The following is a 14,977-nucleotide window of genomic DNA, read 5'->3' as shown; positions in this document are numbered from 1 at the left end:
TGATTATTCTCCCAAGTGGGTAACCAGCACTTTATCAATGCGGTTACCGTCCATATCCATTACCTCGAATTCGTGATCTTTCCATTGCACCCGCTCGCCAGCGGTAGGCATATGGCCCAACTTTAGCAATACTAAACCGGCGATGGTGCTGATACTGCCCATGCCGTCGTCTTCGTCGTCGGATGGATCAATGTTCAGCGCAACAAATAGTTCATCCAATTGGTATTGTCCATCGATAAGGAGGCTGCCATCTTCACGGGCAACAATCTCCGGCTTCTCGCCATTTTCCCCATCGGAGATATCGCCTACAAGGCTACTAAGGATGTCGTTGATCGTCACGATGCCCTGAAGCGATCCATACTCGTCGAGGACCACAGCCTGGTGTATCTTGGAAGCCTTGAATTTGTTCAATATACTGTATGCAGAGCTGTTTTCGTGGACATAGTTAAGCGGTTGTGTCAACTGGTCCAGCTGAATCGGCTTATCAATGAGGTATTGGTTGAGCAGCGACTTGATGTGAACCACACCTGCAATATTGTCTAACCCACCTTTGCAGACCGGATATACCGTATGGCCACTTTTTAATATCGTATCCCGGTGCACCTCGTATCCGTCATCGATATCCAACCATATGATGTTGCTGCGGTGCGTCATCAGGTTGATGGCTCTCTTATCACCTAAGCTGAACACACGGTCGACGATTTCATGCTCAATATGTTCTATGGCGCCTGTATCCGCGCCTTCATCAACCAGGGCCTTGATTTCTTCTTCGGTAACCGCATTGCGAGATGTTTTGATATTCAGTATTTTGACAACCGCCTCGGTGGTAGCACTCAGTAACCATACGAAGGGCGCCACGGCCTTGCTAAGTACTTGCATAGGGAAGGCAAGGACCATCGCATATTTCTCGGGGACCGCTAGCCCGATACGTTTAGGCACGAGTTCGCCGAATACTAGTGTAAGGAAGGTAATAACGACCACAACGATGAGCACAGAAAGTTGCGAACTATAACCATCTATCCACGCAATTTCTGATAAGTAAACATCGAGCCGCTGGGCGATAGTGGCGCCACCGAAAATACCGGTTAGGATACCGATGAGCGTGATGCCGATCTGGACGGTAGAAAGGAACTGATTAGGGGTGCTTTTGAGTTTGAGCACCTGTTTGGCCGCCATGTTCTTCTTGTCGGCAAGTACCTGCAGTCGAGCTTTCCTACTGGATACGATAGCGATTTCTGAAGCTGATAAAACGCCATTCAAAAGGATTAACGCTAAGATAATCAGCGATTCGGTAAGCATGAAGCTAAGTTAATAATTAATTTATACAAACAAAAGCCACTAAAAGGGGTGAGCATTAAGCCTCACCCGTCAAGAGCTGCTTTGGATTTTTTACTTGCTGTTTTAGTAACGCGATGTTGACAACTTCATGCATTTCCGTAACATAGTGGAACGTGAGGTCCTTGATGTAATCTTCCTTGATTTCCAAGATGTCCTTTCGATTCGCTTTCGATAGGATTACCTGCGTGATATTGGCCCGTTTGGCAGCCAATATTTTCTCCTTGATCCCACCAACGGGCAATACCTTGCCGCGCAGCGTAATTTCGCCGGTCATGGCGAGCTTTTCCTTTACCTTACGCTGCGTAAAGCTGGAAGCCAACGCCGTAAGCATGGTGATACCCGCCGAAGGGCCATCTTTCGGGGTCGCGCCGGCAGGTACGTGTATATGCACATCCCATTTATCGAAGATGCGGTAATCAATGCCGAAGGTGCTGGCGTTTGCGCGAAGGTAAGCCATGGCAATCGTTGCCGATTCCTTCATGACATCACCCAAATTGCCGGTTAGCGTTAATTTACCCTTACCCGGACTTAGGCTCGACTCAATGTAGAGGATATCACCCCCGACTTGGGTCCACGCCAAGCCGGTAACAACACCGGCCACGTCGTTGTTTTCGTAGTACTCTTTATCAAATATCGGAGCACCTAGTATTTTTTCGACCACCTCGGCGCCCATGGGCTTGGGTAATGGGTCTTCCATAACGATATGAGTAGCCACACCGCGGACAAGCGAACCGATTTTCTTTTCCAAGCCACGTACTCCCGACTCGCGTGTATATTCGTCGATGACCTTCTCGATGACGTTGGCACGGAGGGCAAAATCTTTCGCATGGAGACCGTGTATTTCCCGCTGTTTGGGAACGAGGTGTTTTTTGGCGATTTCGATTTTTTCTTCGATTGTGTACCCGTTTACCTCGATGATTTCCATGCGGTCCAATAAAGCCGGTTGGATATTGCTGAGCGAGTTGGCCGTAGCGATGAACATTACGTTTGATAGGTCGTAGTCAAGTTCGACATAGTGATCGTAAAATGCATTGTTTTGCTCTGGATCGAGTACTTCCAACAGCGCCGATGAAGGGTCGCCGCGGAAATCACTCCCTACTTTGTCGATTTCGTCGAGTACGAATACTGGATTTGACGTGCCCGCTTTTTTCAGCGATTGGATAATGCGTCCGGGCATGGCGCCGATATAGGTCTTCCGATGCCCCCTGATTTCGGCTTCGTCACGGATACCACCCAACGCCATACGCGTGTATTTGCGGCCAATTGCCCTAGCTATCGATTTGCCCAAAGACGTCTTGCCGACACCGGGAGGGCCCACCAAGCATAGAATAGGCGCTTTCATGTTGTGTTTGAGCTTAAGCACGGCAAGGTATTCGATAATTCGACGCTTTACCTTCTCTAATCCATAATGGTCGCGATCCAATATTCGTTTGGCCCTTTTAAGGTCAAAATTGTCTTTGGAGAAGTCATTCCAAGGTAGGTCAAGCAGAAGTTCTAAGTAGTTTACCTGGACAGAATAGTCGGCCGCAGCAGGGTTGATGCGCGCCAGTTTATCGAGCTCCTTATTGAAGTGCTCGGCAACTTCCTTGGACCATTTTTTTAGCTTTGCGCGTTTACGCAAATCCTCCATTTCCAAATCGGGTGTGTTCCCACCGAGTTCTTCCTGAATGGTCTTCAGCTGCTGATTGAGAAAATAATCGCGTTGTTGCTTGTCTAGATCGCCTTTTACCTTATTCTGTATCTGGTTTTTAAGTTCAAGCAATTGAAGCTCGACATTCAGTTGCTCCAATACTTTAGCCGCTCGTTTCTCCAAGTTCGCAATTTCCAGTAATTCCTGTTTGAATGGCAACTCCGCATTCAGGTTAGACGAAATAAAGTTGATGAGAAAGCCGGGGCTTTCAATGTTCTTTATGGCAATTCCGGCTTCGCTGGGAATATGCGGAGAGAGCTGGATGATTTGCAACGCCATTTCTTTAATGGAAGAAATCAACGCGTTGAACTCCTTGCCGGTTTTGTGTTTCTTCTCTTCGAAGCGTTCAATGTAAGCCTTGATGTATGGTTCGCTTTGAATGAGGCCACGTAACTTGAAGCGTTGCTTCCCTTGGATGATCACGGTGGTGTTTCCGTCGGGCATCTGCAGTATTTTAATGATCATCGCCACGGTGCCCACTTGATGTAACTGTTCAAATGTAGGGTCCTCGATGGACATGTTTTGCTGCGAAACCACTCCGATGATGCGATCGCCTTTGTAAGCTTCTTTTACCAATTTGATAGACTTGTCGCGCCCGACAGTAATGGGAATGACCACGCCCGGGAATAAGACAGTGTTTCGTAAAGGAAGGATGGACAGTGACTCTGGCAGGTCTGCGTTGCTCATCTCATCTTCATCCTGCTGGCTTAATAGGGGGAAGAATTCCGTGTCTTCATTTATTATGGGGATGGCTTGATTAAAATCAAAGGGATCAAAATTGCTCATGAATAACTTTTCGTATATGATGTGGCGCCATTTTGGCAGGTGTACATTCGTACGCTATTAATTCTATATATTAGGGACATGATTGCAATGCCTATGCCAATACTAAACCTTTCTTGTATTTCGATGTCATATCGTATCATTAAGACATACTTGCTGAAAAAAAGTCAGCTACGGGAAGGTTGGTTGGGTGATATATATGCATCGGTAAGGATATCGTCATATTGGATTATGTTACTAATATAGGGTTTTCAATGACAAAATTAAATCCATGGATAATAAAAAATGGTACGGACTTTTAAGTAAATTTGGCAATGCCACCGCCGTAGGTTGCACATGGCGAAGCTTATGGTTATGTTTGTAGCACGGAAATTGCAGTAAGGGTGAAGTAAAAGGGTGTCGTTTAAATAATACATGATGCTCCGCTGATTTTTGTATAATTTTAGAAATGATGAAAATAAACGATTTGAAGATTATTTTAGGGCGATTGAATGTTGGTATGATAGTAAGCGTGCTTTGTTTTGCCGTACTCGTTGCACAAGGCCAAACAACGGAAACGGCTCCTAGCAATCCGCATGTACGTCTAGGACAGAAAGCATTGATCGACGGTGATTTTAAGGCCGCCGCAAACCATCTACAAAAAGCACTTCCCGAAGAGGCTGGTGATCCGAATGTCATGTATATGCTGGCCTATTCTCAATATCAGATTGGCGACTACCAAAAGGCGCTGGAGTCTTTCAGCAAGGTGATTGAATTGAGACCCGATCATGAATCGGCCTATTATTACCGGGGCAAGGCAAATAATATCCTGGCGGTGCAAACCGACACACGGATTAGTTCGAGCAATCGTGAAAAAATGCTCAACCAAGCCATAGCGAATTATACGAAAGCTATCGAACTTAACGGAGAAGACGTAAAGTACTACCAAAACAGGGGTATTGCCTATCGCGATTTGGGGATATTAAGGGGTACAGCGGGTACCGCAAACTACGACAAAGAGGTTGCGACAGAAGCATATAATAATAGCGTCGTGGACTTCGAACATGTGCTCGCTATGGCGCCCGCCAAGAAAGATATCCAAACGGAACTCAAGAAGGCAAAGGTTTATCGTGATAACTTGAAGTAAGGTCGATACATAGCCGCTTTTTAGAGCCACTCGCCGGCAACGGCGTAGTGGCTTTTTCCAATTATCCGTACGTGTTGTTGTTTTGTAATTCGGTATAGGGAGTCAACGTAGTAATCGAGCTGCTCGCTGGTTTTATACAACATGTTACTCACCTGATTGGTTACATGGATGTGCGTTACGGTGCCCTCATCCGACCTCTCCACGCGGATTTTCCTAGTGCGCAGAGCCGAATCGGTACTCGTATAGGTTACAGACAGACCATCACGGTTTACCCGATAGCTGTTTCTCCAGGCAGGCTTGTTGATGTCGGCATCCATAAACAAGGCAAGTTCTTTCTTCCAATCGACCACATGGATCGTTTTCCGTTCTTCCGCACCGTCCTTTGCTACCGTCTTTATAATTTCCGGGTTATGCTGCTGTAGCCTGGCTGCTTCCTTTTCGAAATATTCGGCTAAGCTGAAGTAGGGGGTAGGCTGCGATTGGACAGAACGACTACCGGAATCGCTGCTGCATGACGACATGGTCAATAGCAGCAGCGCTGCACCGTAGGCAAAGGGCTTATTCAACTGCCACATATCCATGTTATACCAAAACGTTACCCGTCATATCCGACGGGATAGGTACGTCCATGAGGGTTAAAATGGTGGGGGCAATATCACCCAGCTTACCGTCTGCGATGTTGTCGTACTTATCATCAATAAGTATGCAGGGCACCAAATTGGTCGTATGTGCCGTATTGACGGAACCATCATCATTCATCATGAATTCAGCATTACCATGGTCAGCAATAATAATGAAACTGTAGCCCTCCTTACGTCCGCAATCAACGACCTGTTTTGCACATCGGTCCACCGTCTCAACGGCACTCACCACGGCATTAAATACGCCGGTATGTCCTACCATATCGGGGTTGGCGAAATTTAGACAGATAAAGTCGGGTTTATTGGATATCATATCCGTGCAAATGGCGTCGGCCACGCCCTGTGCACTCATCTCCGGCTGCAAGTCGTATGTGGCAACTTTAGGGGAGGGAATCAGGATGCGGTTTTCGCCGCGGAATACCTGTTCGCGCCCACCGGAGAAGAAAAAGGTGACATGGGGGTATTTTTCCGTTTCGGCGATGCGGGTCTGTGTTTTCTGGTTGGTCTCCAATACCTCGCCAAGCGTATGCGTGAGGTTATCTTTGAGAAACAGCACTTGAACGTCCTTGAACGTTTCGTCGTAAGTGGTCATCGTAAGATAGCGCAGATTGAGTGGATGCATATCAAACTCCGGAAAGGCCTGTTGGGTTAACGCCATGGTAATTTCCCGGCCGCGGTCTGTTCGGAAGTTAAAACAAACCACCACATCTCCGTTTGCAACGGTTGTCAACACGTTGCCATCGGCATCGGTTTTGATAATGGGTTTGACGAATTCGTCGGTGACGCCTTCGTTGTACGATTGTTGGATGGCTTTGCAGAGGTTGGATGTCGGCACACCCACGCCCTTGACCAGCAGGTCGTAGGCCTGTTTCACTCGTTCCCATCGATTATCGCGATCCATGGCGTAATAGCGGCCAATTGCCGAAGCCAGTTGACCCACACTTGTTGTTAGGAACTGTTCCATATCGGCGACATATCCGATGCCCGAATTGGGATCGGTATCGCGTCCATCCAAAAACGCATGGATGAAAACCTGACTGCTGGCGAGCCCCGCATATTTTGCTGCTTCGCATAACCCTTTCAGGTGCCGTGTGTGCGCATGCACGCCGCCATCGGATAGTAGGCCGATAAAATGCACGTGTTTGCCATTCGCTTTTGCATAATCGAAAGCCGACTGAAGTGTCGGGTTCCGGTCGAATTCACCCTCGGCAACCGCCTTATGTATCCGTCCAAGCTCCTGATAAACAATGCGCCCCGCGCCCAGGTTCATATGGCCTACTTCGGAATTGCCCATCTGTCCCGCGGGGAGGCCAACAGCCTCGCCGGATGCTTCGAGTTTGGCGTTAGGTTGGTTGGCCAATAAACTGTCTAGAAAGGGCGTATTTGCCGCACGGACGGCGTTGGATGGGTCGTCTTTGCCATAACCTAAGCCGTCTAAGATTATGAGCGCTACTTTTTTATTGTTATTCACGGAGCAAACTTAGAGAAACTTGCCCTTAGATGCAAGTTTATTCGTGGTCACCGAAAGGGTCTGCAACATACCCAAAGTCGAGCAATAAAATATGGCATGTTTTTAGCAGTAGGTTGACCATCGGGTGATAACCAGGTTAAAAACCTTCTTTTTGTAGAAATTAGTCTACAGTCGTTGTTGCCCGTGGAGAAAGCAAAACGGTCGAATACAAATAAATTTGATATTGGAGTAAACAATTACTTAGAACGTGATGGGAATCAGATTGATCAGAAAGATGGGGTTGGCGGGGATGATGTGCTTCGTGATGGCGGTGGGATTCGCTAATATCAACGACGTAATCGATGACATTGCTTCTTGCGTAAGAGGAGGCAACACTAAGGAACTTTCCAAGTATTTTTCGTCTACGGTAAGCATGACCCTGCTGAATGACGAAGGGATTTATTCGCGCGTACAGGCAGAGATTATACTCCGTGACTTTTTCAGTAAGAATACGCCTATTGGTGTGAAGATTGCCCATCGATTAGATTCGAATCCCAACTTCAGGTATGTCGTACTTAATCTGGAGACTTCTCGTGACACTTTCAGGGTTTCTTATAAGCTGACAAACAACGACAATACGTTTGAGGTTACCGAATTCCGTATTGAACCCATTTAAAGGCGGACCTATCCGATTTTTATTTTTATTCTTCTTCTTTTGTTTTAAATAGCCATCTTAGCGCCGTTTAAAAAGAGGTATGTCGCGCCCGTTTGAGCTATCCTTATACGCAAACCGTGGCCGATATACACATGAATAAGAACCAATGACACAGCTAGAAAACGAACAGTTGCAGCGGTTTATCGCCGCCGCACTTGCGGAGGATATAGGCGATGGCGACCATACGTCGCTATCTACCATCCCAGCACATGCGGTGGGTGAAGCCCAGTTGATCATCAAGGAACCTGGAATATTGGCGGGCGTCGAAGAGGCATTGGCGGTGTTCCATCAAGTAGATAATACTTTGTGGATCGCCACTTTCAAATCTGATGGGAACGCGGTCGATGTGGGCGACGTGGTACTCACCGTGAAAGGCAATGTCCACGGTATCCTGGCCGCCGAGCGACTGGCGCTCAATATCATGCAGCGCATGAGCGGTATTGCCACCGCCACCCGCCGCATTGTGGCCGCCATAGACGGGACAGCTACCAAAGTGCTGGATACTCGAAAAACCACACCGCTGCTCCGGTTTCTTGAAAAAAAAGCTGTCGTCATCGGCGGTGGGGTGAACCACCGATTCGGATTATACGACATGATGCTGATAAAAGATAACCACGTGGATTACGCCGGAGGGATAACCAATGCTATAACCCGGGCTAACGAGTACCGCAAGCATATGGATAAACCCATAGACATTGAGGTGGAAGTGCGTGATTTGGGGGAGATTGAAGAAGTGCTCGCTACTGGCGGGGTGGAACGAATTATGTTGGATAATTTCACACCCGAAGTGCTGCGTGAAGCGGTGGCTTTGATTAACGGGCGGCTCGTTACCGAGGCCTCTGGGGGAATCACCATAGACAATATCCGTGATTATGCCGCCGCAGGGGTAGACTATATCTCCATAGGCGCCCTGACCCATTCGGTGAAAGGTTTAGATATGAGCCTGAAGGCAAAGGTGGTCGGCTAAAAAAGCAGGTGTTGGTTTTTGCTTCTTTTTCGTTAATTTGCGATTCATGATATCGATCTATCTCATCGGCGCCGTTGTATTGGCTTATCTGTTTGGGTCCATCCCCACAGCCGTGTGGTTGGGACAGTCGTTCTATCGGGTAGACGTAAGGGAATATGGCAGCGGCAATGCGGGCGCAACCAATACCTTCCGAGTACTGGGCACCAAAGCTGGCGTAGCCGTGATGTTCATTGATATCCTGAAAGGATGGACCGCCACTAACTTAGCCTATTTCATCGGACCGTCGGTAACCGGTCCACAAGCTGCAGCCCAATTTGTAAATTACCAGCTTGCCCTCGGGGTCATTGCGGTAGTTGGCCATTTGTTCCCAGTTTTCGCCGGATTCCGGGGCGGAAAAGGGGTGGCCACGCTGTTCGGTATGATTCTAGCCGTGCATTTCCAGGCCGCTTTAGTATGCGTATCCGTATTTCTGATGATGCTGCTCCTTACGCATTATGTATCTTTGAGTTCCATCTGTGCCGGCTTTGCATTTCCGTTCAGTACCGTTTTTCTATTTCACACGACCGTTAAGTCGGTCGTGTTGTACGGCATATGTATTTGTGTATTGATCTTGATTACCCACCAAAAAAATATCGAGCGCCTGTTAAAAGGCAAAGAGTCGAAAGTTTATTTATTCGGGAAACGAGATCGGCGTTAACTTATAAATTCGGCATATATATTGCTTCCGTTGACATGGCCCTTCATTGATGTCGATAAAAAGCAGACAATGGATCAATAATTTAGTCAGATGGATCGGACATGTTTAAAATAAGCATCAAAGGCCCCATCTGACCATTGAGGATTAAATTATAGACAGATGAAAAATATCGTAAAATACGGCTGCGCGCTACTGACAGCCATCATTGTCGTTTCGTGTGCCACTGTGCCACTGACAGGAAGGAGGCAATTAAACCTCGTTAACGAAGCTGAAATCCAACAGCAAGCCGCATTAGTTTACAAGGACTTCCTGGGTGATGCCAAAACCAAGGTAATCAAGAGCTCAAGCCAAGCGCAGATGGTACAGCGTGTAGGTAAAAACATTGCCAACGCGGTTAACCGATTCCTGCAGGAAAACGGATATGGAGACCAATATGATTTCCGCTGGGAGTTTAACCTGATCGAGGAAAATCAGATCAATGCATGGTGTATGCCGGGCGGTAAGGTAGCCGTGTATAGCGGTATTTTACCCGTAACCAAGAACGAGGCCGGCTTGGCTACCGTGATGGGGCACGAGATTGCGCATGCCATTGCCAAGCACTCGGCCGAACGTATGTCGCAGACCATCGTCGCACAAGCTGGCGGCGTGGCGGTAGACGTGGCAACCGCGGAGAAATCAAGTACCACCAGAGCGGTACTTAATACGGCATACGGACTAGGAGGTCAATTGGCGTTGCTGAATTATTCGCGCAACCAAGAGAGCGAAGCAGATAGGCTGGGCTTGGTATTCATGGCCATGGCTGGGTATAACCCCAATGAAGCGATCGGTTTCTGGGAACGCATGGCCCAAGCCAAGCAGGCACAGGGTGCAGGGGCGCCACCAGAGTTCTTGAGCACGCACCCTAGTGATGCACGCCGTATTAACAACATCAAGAAACTGATTCCGGAAGCGTTAACCTACTACAAGAAATAGAAGGGAGCGAATGACGTTGAAGCAAACCGATATCGGCGCTATCCGGACGGCGTATAAAATGGGACAATTGAGCGAAGACGAAATTGCCCCAGATCCTATTTTACAGTTCAGAAACTGGTTTGGCGAGGCGCTGGAGCGCGGGGTTATGGAGCCGAATGCCATGACGCTGGCTACCGTATCGACAGATGGAAAGCCATCGGCGCGGATTGTACTTCTTAAAGACCTCGATGATGGCACTGGCTTTGGTTTCTTTACCAATTACGAAAGCCAGAAAGGGATGGAGCTAAATAGCCATCCGTTGGCAGCCCTGTTGTTTTTCTGGCCAGAGCTGCAGCGGCAGGTACGTATCAACGGGAAGGTGGCCAAGATGTCCGAAACGCAGTCGGATGCCTACTTCCATTCGCGGCCAACCGGAAGCCAGTTGGGAGCTATCGCATCACCGCAAAGCCGGGAAATTGCAGCTCGGAGCATACTTGAATCGCGGCTGGCCGAATTGGAACAGCGTTATGCCGGTGGGAAGCCTATTCCAAGGCCATTGCATTGGGGAGGCTATCGCCTCACACCCGATACCATGGAATTTTGGCAGGGTGGTGATAATAGGCTCCACGATCGCTTACGCTATTCACGAGAACATGGGGGGTGGAAAATCGTGCGCTTAGCCCCTTAAATACAATATCTAAATGGAAATCATCACACGCGCTCAAGAGCTGTTGGCCACCGAGTTTGGCGAGGGAGCCGTGGCCGCAGTGGAAGAAGTTGGCCTGCAACCGGCACTGGTGATACCCCGTGAAAAGTTGGCGGCGGTTTCCCTATTCCTCCGCGATCACGAAGAAACCTATTTCGACTTCCTTTCTTGTATCAGTGCAGTAGACGATGGGGTGGAGAGCGGTTCATTCACGGTGGTCTATCACTTGGCATCCATACCCCATCAACATCAGCTCACGTTAAAAGTAATCATCGAAAACGATAGACGCTTGGATAACCTGCCGATTGTCCCTACGGTGTCTGGTATCTGGCGTACGGCCGATTGGCACGAGCGTGAAGCATTTGATCTCATGGGAATTTACTTTGACGGACATTCCGATCTAAGGCGGATATTACTGCCGGAAGATTGGGAAGGCTATCCGTTGCGCAAGGATTACGAAGAAGCAGATACATATCATGGCATTGCAATTAAGTGATATACCATCTTACCACGAAGCGCAACGCGCGTACGAAACACGGTTGGCTGGTTTAGGTGCGGAAGAGATGGTCATCAATATGGGGCCGCAGCATCCCTCTACACATGGTGTGTTACGGTTGCAGCTGGTTACCGATGGCGAAATCGTCAAGGAGGTCATCCCACATGTCGGCTATCTGCACCGTTGTTTCGAGAAGCATGCGGAGTCCATGAATTACGGCAAAACCATTCCGTTTACCGACCGCATGGACTACCTGGCATCGATGAATAATAGCCATGCTTTTGTCATGGGCGTGGAGCGTATGCTCGGTATCGACCAGCGGATCCCTAAGCGGATCGAATACATCCGGGTGCTGGTATGCGAGCTTAACCGTATCGCGTCGCATCTCATCGCTATTGGGACATACGGTATCGATATTGGGGCGTTTACGCCATTTATGTGGTGTTTCCGGGACCGTGAGCACATCATGAACATGCTTGAATGGGCTTCAGGATCGCGGATGCTCTATAATTATATCTGGGTGGGCGGGTTGTTTTATGACTTGCCTGTTGGCTTTGAAGAACGATGTAGCGAATTTATCCAGTATTTCAAACCGAAGCTGCCGGAGCTTGATGAGTTGCTCACAGAGAACCAGATTTTTGTATCGCGAACGGCGAACATCGGTGTGCTACCCGCCGACGTAGCCATTAATTACGGCTGCTCGGGCCCGATGCTTCGTGCTTCGGGTGTAAAATGGGATTTACGACGGGTTGACGACTATTCCGTATACCCCGAGTTGGAATTTGATATCCCGGTCGGTAGGGGGGAGATGGGGCAAACGGGCGATTGCTGGGACCGGTTCAAGGTACGCATTGAGGAAATCAAGGAATCTGTACGGATAATTGAACAGTCTTTGCAACGGCTCGCGGGGCCGCTGAAGCGTACAGCCGATTTTGACCCCCGGGCATTGGTGCCCAAAAAGGTAAATCTCAAAGCACAGGATTATTACGTAAGGGCCGAGAACCCGAAAGGGGAGCTTGGGTTCTATTTTGTAACGCAGGAAAAGACCGATATTCCTAAGCGAGTAAAAGCCCGTGGTCCGAGCTTCCACAACCTCTCCGTGCTCCCCGAATTGGCTAAAGGCATATTGATTGCGGATCTGGTAGCCATTTTAGGCTCCATCGATATTGTGTTGGGCGAGGTAGATAGGTAATCGGTAACCGATTGTTTTACTGTGCGTTGGCTTAAGATGTGGTAGGGCAAAATCGTTTTGAAAAATAAAGTAAAATAGAATTTGAAAAGTTGTAAATAACCATTACCTTTGCAGCTTCATAATTTAGGTTTATAATTGGTTAGTAAAGGTTTCCATTCTCCCCGTTTGGAAACCTTTCTTTTTAAAGCCTGTTTTTCGCGTTTGGCGATAATAGATTGGATCCTAGTCTCGTTTTTGATGATAAAATTGGTACGATTTTTTTTGTTCAGGATAAGAGCCTAGCTCATTTGAGAGGGGAATTTGGTGGCGTTCAAAAAAAAAGCGCCGGCCTTCACAGCCAGCGCCTTTTTCACTTGCTCTTCTACGATTAGAAGTAGAATTGGATACCAATTCTAGGCGCCAATGAGTTGGCATTCAAACCGAAAGAATTCGTTGAGACATTGTCTCCGCCTTCTTCTGGTTTAAATGTTGTATTTTGGTAATACAGTCCTCTTACAGAAAATTCAATGCCGATTTTGTCGGTAGGGAAGTAGGCAAAACCAGGTGCCAATTCAACCCCATAGCGTTCCGTATTTGAGACTTTATCGTCGTTAAACTTCGTGTTGCCCCAGCCCATGGGTACGGACAGTTGGCCAAAGAATTTGAAATCACCATTGCCTTTGTAAAGACGGGCGAAAGGAGCAGCGGAAAACTCACCTACTTGGGCTTTGTCCGTTCCATCGTCTTCTTGGTTCCAGGCATAGCCAATACCAAGCCCTACTGCCACATTGTCGCTAACGAACACGCCAACGCTTGGGATAATGGAAAAACTCTGCTCGCTGCCGTCCACGTCCTTCACGCTCGTGTGGTCGTACGCTACGTTTCCACCCAAAATGGTCTTTCCCTTTTCGGTTTGTGCATTCGCTGCAAATGTTACAGCTGCAGCTGCTGTGAGTGTAAGAAATAATTTTTTCATGATGTATTAATTTTTAGTTAAACTTCAAGGCACCTAGCACAATCACGTGATTATACTATTTGACCTTTGAAGTCAGTATTGCAATAGCAGTGCCAAACTTTGTCATGAATCGGTCTATTTTGTCACGGGTTTGTCGCTTTATATCGTGGTTTGAATAGGCTATTTTAAACCATAAATACATTATTTATGCGGTTTGAACTAATTATTATCCTGATGGATAAGGAAGTAAGTCGTTTCTGATTTGGGTTTTTGACTTTTGAACGAATGTTGTCAATTAAAAATTGACAACACCAAACGGGTAGGCGGGGCACCGTTATCACCAAGCCCACAAAGGTACCCTAAACCATGGTCCTGTGTGGGCTTGGTATTTCGTAGTGCTTATTTCAAATGGTGGAAACCCGCAATTATTCGAAATATTCCTTTATCCGTTCAAAAAAGGTTTTCTCATTCCGGCCCGGTTGCGGTTTGAAATTCGGTGAGTTCCGTAGGCGTTCCAAGAGTTCTTTTTCCTCCGATGAGAGCGCTTTGGGTGTCCATACATTCACGTACACCAATTGGTCACCCTTATGGTAAGAATTAACCTCGGGTACACCTTTTCCTTTGAGACGCAATATTTTGCCACCCTGTGTGCCGGATTCGATTTTTATCTTCGCTTTACCATCAATGGTTGGAATCTCCACGCTTGTACCCAATGCGGCATCCACAAAATTGACATAGAGGTCGTAGATTACGTTGGTGCCGTCGCGTTTCAGGGTTTCATGGGGAAGTTCCTCGATCAGGATAATGAGGTCGCCAGGTATTCCGCCGCGCGGCGCGGCGTTACCCTTTCCACTCATAGAGAGTTGCATACCTTCACTGACCCCGGCAGGTATGTTGATGCTGATGGTTTCTTCGCCACGTATCAGGCCATCGCCATGGCACGTGGTGCATTTCGCTGATATTTCTACACCTTCACCGTTACACGTGGGGCACGTGCTGGTGGTCTGCATTTGGCCCAGTATGGTGTTCGTGACACGGCGCACGGCCCCGGTTCCACCACAGGTACGGCAGGTGTTGAACGATGATTTATCTTTGGCTCCCGAGCCGTCGCAAGTGGTACAAACTACTTTTTTATTGACCTTTATTTTCTTTTCAGCTCCTTTGGCAATCTCGCTCAGCGTGAGTTTTACCTTGATGCGTAGGTTCGACCCTTTGGCTACACGGCGTCCACCGCGTTGGCCACCACCACCGAAGAAACTTTCGAATGGACTCCCCCCTCCGCCGAAGATAT

The 14,977-nt window shown here is 48.0% G+C and carries 14 protein-coding genes; 8 read left to right on the top strand and 6 right to left on the bottom strand.

The window, feature by feature from the left end:
- Positions 1-3: 3 nt before the first annotated feature.
- Positions 4-1,299, bottom strand: a complete 1,296-nt coding sequence (locus tag ACO1NT_RS05360) for a hemolysin family protein (RefSeq protein ID WP_449047391.1) — start codon at positions 1,297-1,299, stop codon at positions 4-6.
- Positions 1,300-1,354: 55 nt separating this feature from the next.
- The gene (gene lon, locus ACO1NT_RS05355) at positions 1,355-3,814 is read right to left on the bottom strand and encodes an endopeptidase La (protein ID WP_449047390.1); all 2,460 of its coding nucleotides are present in this window, start codon (positions 3,812-3,814) and stop codon (positions 1,355-1,357) included.
- 445 nt (positions 3,815-4,259) lie between these two features.
- Here lon and ACO1NT_RS05350 point away from each other — a divergent pair, with 445 nt between their 5' ends.
- A complete protein-coding gene (locus ACO1NT_RS05350) occupies positions 4,260-4,937 on the top strand; it encodes a tetratricopeptide repeat protein (protein WP_449047389.1) in 678 nt (225 codons plus the stop codon).
- Positions 4,938-4,957: 20 nt separating this feature from the next.
- Here the strand turns inward: ACO1NT_RS05350 and ACO1NT_RS05345 are convergent, their stop codons facing one another.
- Together ACO1NT_RS05345 and gpmI are read right to left on the bottom strand one after the other, a co-directional pair.
- On the bottom strand, positions 4,958-5,512 hold the full coding sequence (locus tag ACO1NT_RS05345) for a hypothetical protein (RefSeq protein WP_449047388.1): 555 nt from the start codon (positions 5,510-5,512) through the stop codon (positions 4,958-4,960).
- A 7-nt stretch (positions 5,513-5,519) separates the two neighbouring features.
- Complete coding sequence (gpmI, locus tag ACO1NT_RS05340) at positions 5,520-7,049, bottom strand: 2,3-bisphosphoglycerate-independent phosphoglycerate mutase (protein WP_449047386.1); 1,530 nt, start codon at positions 7,047-7,049, stop codon at positions 5,520-5,522.
- A 250-nt stretch (positions 7,050-7,299) separates the two neighbouring features.
- Here gpmI and ACO1NT_RS05335 point away from each other — a divergent pair, with 250 nt between their 5' ends.
- The 7 genes from ACO1NT_RS05335 (at position 7,300) to ACO1NT_RS05305 (ending at position 12,752) form a co-directional block, all read left to right on the top strand.
- Complete coding sequence (locus ACO1NT_RS05335; protein WP_449047385.1) at positions 7,300-7,704, top strand: DUF4783 domain-containing protein; 405 nt, start codon at positions 7,300-7,302, stop codon at positions 7,702-7,704.
- A 145-nt stretch (positions 7,705-7,849) separates the two neighbouring features.
- Positions 7,850-8,710: a carboxylating nicotinate-nucleotide diphosphorylase gene (nadC, locus tag ACO1NT_RS05330; protein ID WP_449047384.1), complete on the top strand. Its 861-nt coding sequence runs from the start codon at positions 7,850-7,852 to the stop codon at positions 8,708-8,710.
- 46 nt (positions 8,711-8,756) lie between these two features.
- A complete protein-coding gene (gene plsY, locus ACO1NT_RS05325; protein WP_449047383.1) occupies positions 8,757-9,407 on the top strand; it encodes a glycerol-3-phosphate 1-O-acyltransferase PlsY in 651 nt (216 codons plus the stop codon).
- A 159-nt stretch (positions 9,408-9,566) separates the two neighbouring features.
- The gene (locus ACO1NT_RS05320) at positions 9,567-10,379 is read left to right on the top strand and encodes a M48 family metallopeptidase (RefSeq protein ID WP_449047382.1); all 813 of its coding nucleotides are present in this window, start codon (positions 9,567-9,569) and stop codon (positions 10,377-10,379) included.
- A gap of 10 nt (positions 10,380-10,389) precedes the next feature.
- The gene (gene pdxH / locus ACO1NT_RS05315; protein WP_449047381.1) at positions 10,390-11,046 is read left to right on the top strand and encodes a pyridoxamine 5'-phosphate oxidase; all 657 of its coding nucleotides are present in this window, start codon (positions 10,390-10,392) and stop codon (positions 11,044-11,046) included.
- A gap of 13 nt (positions 11,047-11,059) precedes the next feature.
- Positions 11,060-11,560, top strand: a complete 501-nt coding sequence (locus ACO1NT_RS05310) for an NADH-quinone oxidoreductase subunit C (protein ID WP_449047380.1) — start codon at positions 11,060-11,062, stop codon at positions 11,558-11,560.
- A gap of 67 nt (positions 11,561-11,627) precedes the next feature.
- A complete protein-coding gene (locus ACO1NT_RS05305; protein WP_449047421.1) occupies positions 11,628-12,752 on the top strand; it encodes an NADH-quinone oxidoreductase subunit D in 1,125 nt (374 codons plus the stop codon).
- Between the two features lie 367 nt (positions 12,753-13,119).
- On the opposite strand, the gene ACO1NT_RS05300 is transcribed toward ACO1NT_RS05305, so the two are convergent.
- Complete coding sequence (locus ACO1NT_RS05300) at positions 13,120-13,707, bottom strand: outer membrane beta-barrel protein (protein WP_449047379.1); 588 nt, start codon at positions 13,705-13,707, stop codon at positions 13,120-13,122.
- Positions 13,708-14,111: 404 nt separating this feature from the next.
- Positions 14,112-14,977, bottom strand: an 866-nt coding sequence (locus ACO1NT_RS05295) for a DnaJ C-terminal domain-containing protein (RefSeq protein WP_449047378.1), incomplete at its 5' end; no start/stop codon positions are given.

The sequence above is a fragment of the Parapedobacter sp. genome (assembly GCF_053550995.1).
The sequence above is the reverse complement of the archived record's forward strand: the minus strand, read 5'-3'. Positions and strand labels throughout refer to the sequence as shown.

Coding starts and splice junctions, on each gene's coding strand:
- ACO1NT_RS05360 (WP_449047391.1), bottom strand. CDS start 1,299: ATGCTTACCGAATCGCTGATTATCTTAGCGTTAATCCTTTTGAATGGC.
- lon (WP_449047390.1), bottom strand. CDS start 3,814: ATGAGCAATTTTGATCCCTTTGATTTTAATCAAGCCATCCCCATAATA.
- ACO1NT_RS05350 (WP_449047389.1), top strand. CDS start 4,260: ATGATGAAAATAAACGATTTGAAGATTATTTTAGGGCGATTGAATGTT.
- ACO1NT_RS05345 (WP_449047388.1), bottom strand. CDS start 5,512: ATGTGGCAGTTGAATAAGCCCTTTGCCTACGGTGCAGCGCTGCTGCTA.
- ACO1NT_RS05335 (WP_449047385.1), top strand. CDS start 7,300: ATGGGAATCAGATTGATCAGAAAGATGGGGTTGGCGGGGATGATGTGC.
- nadC (WP_449047384.1), top strand. CDS start 7,850: ATGACACAGCTAGAAAACGAACAGTTGCAGCGGTTTATCGCCGCCGCA.
- plsY (WP_449047383.1), top strand. CDS start 8,757: ATGATATCGATCTATCTCATCGGCGCCGTTGTATTGGCTTATCTGTTT.
- ACO1NT_RS05320 (WP_449047382.1), top strand. CDS start 9,567: ATGAAAAATATCGTAAAATACGGCTGCGCGCTACTGACAGCCATCATT.
- pdxH (WP_449047381.1), top strand. CDS start 10,390: ATGACGTTGAAGCAAACCGATATCGGCGCTATCCGGACGGCGTATAAA.
- ACO1NT_RS05310 (WP_449047380.1), top strand. CDS start 11,060: ATGGAAATCATCACACGCGCTCAAGAGCTGTTGGCCACCGAGTTTGGC.
- ACO1NT_RS05305 (WP_449047421.1), top strand. CDS start 11,628: ATGGTCATCAATATGGGGCCGCAGCATCCCTCTACACATGGTGTGTTA.
- ACO1NT_RS05300 (WP_449047379.1), bottom strand. CDS start 13,707: ATGAAAAAATTATTTCTTACACTCACAGCAGCTGCAGCTGTAACATTT.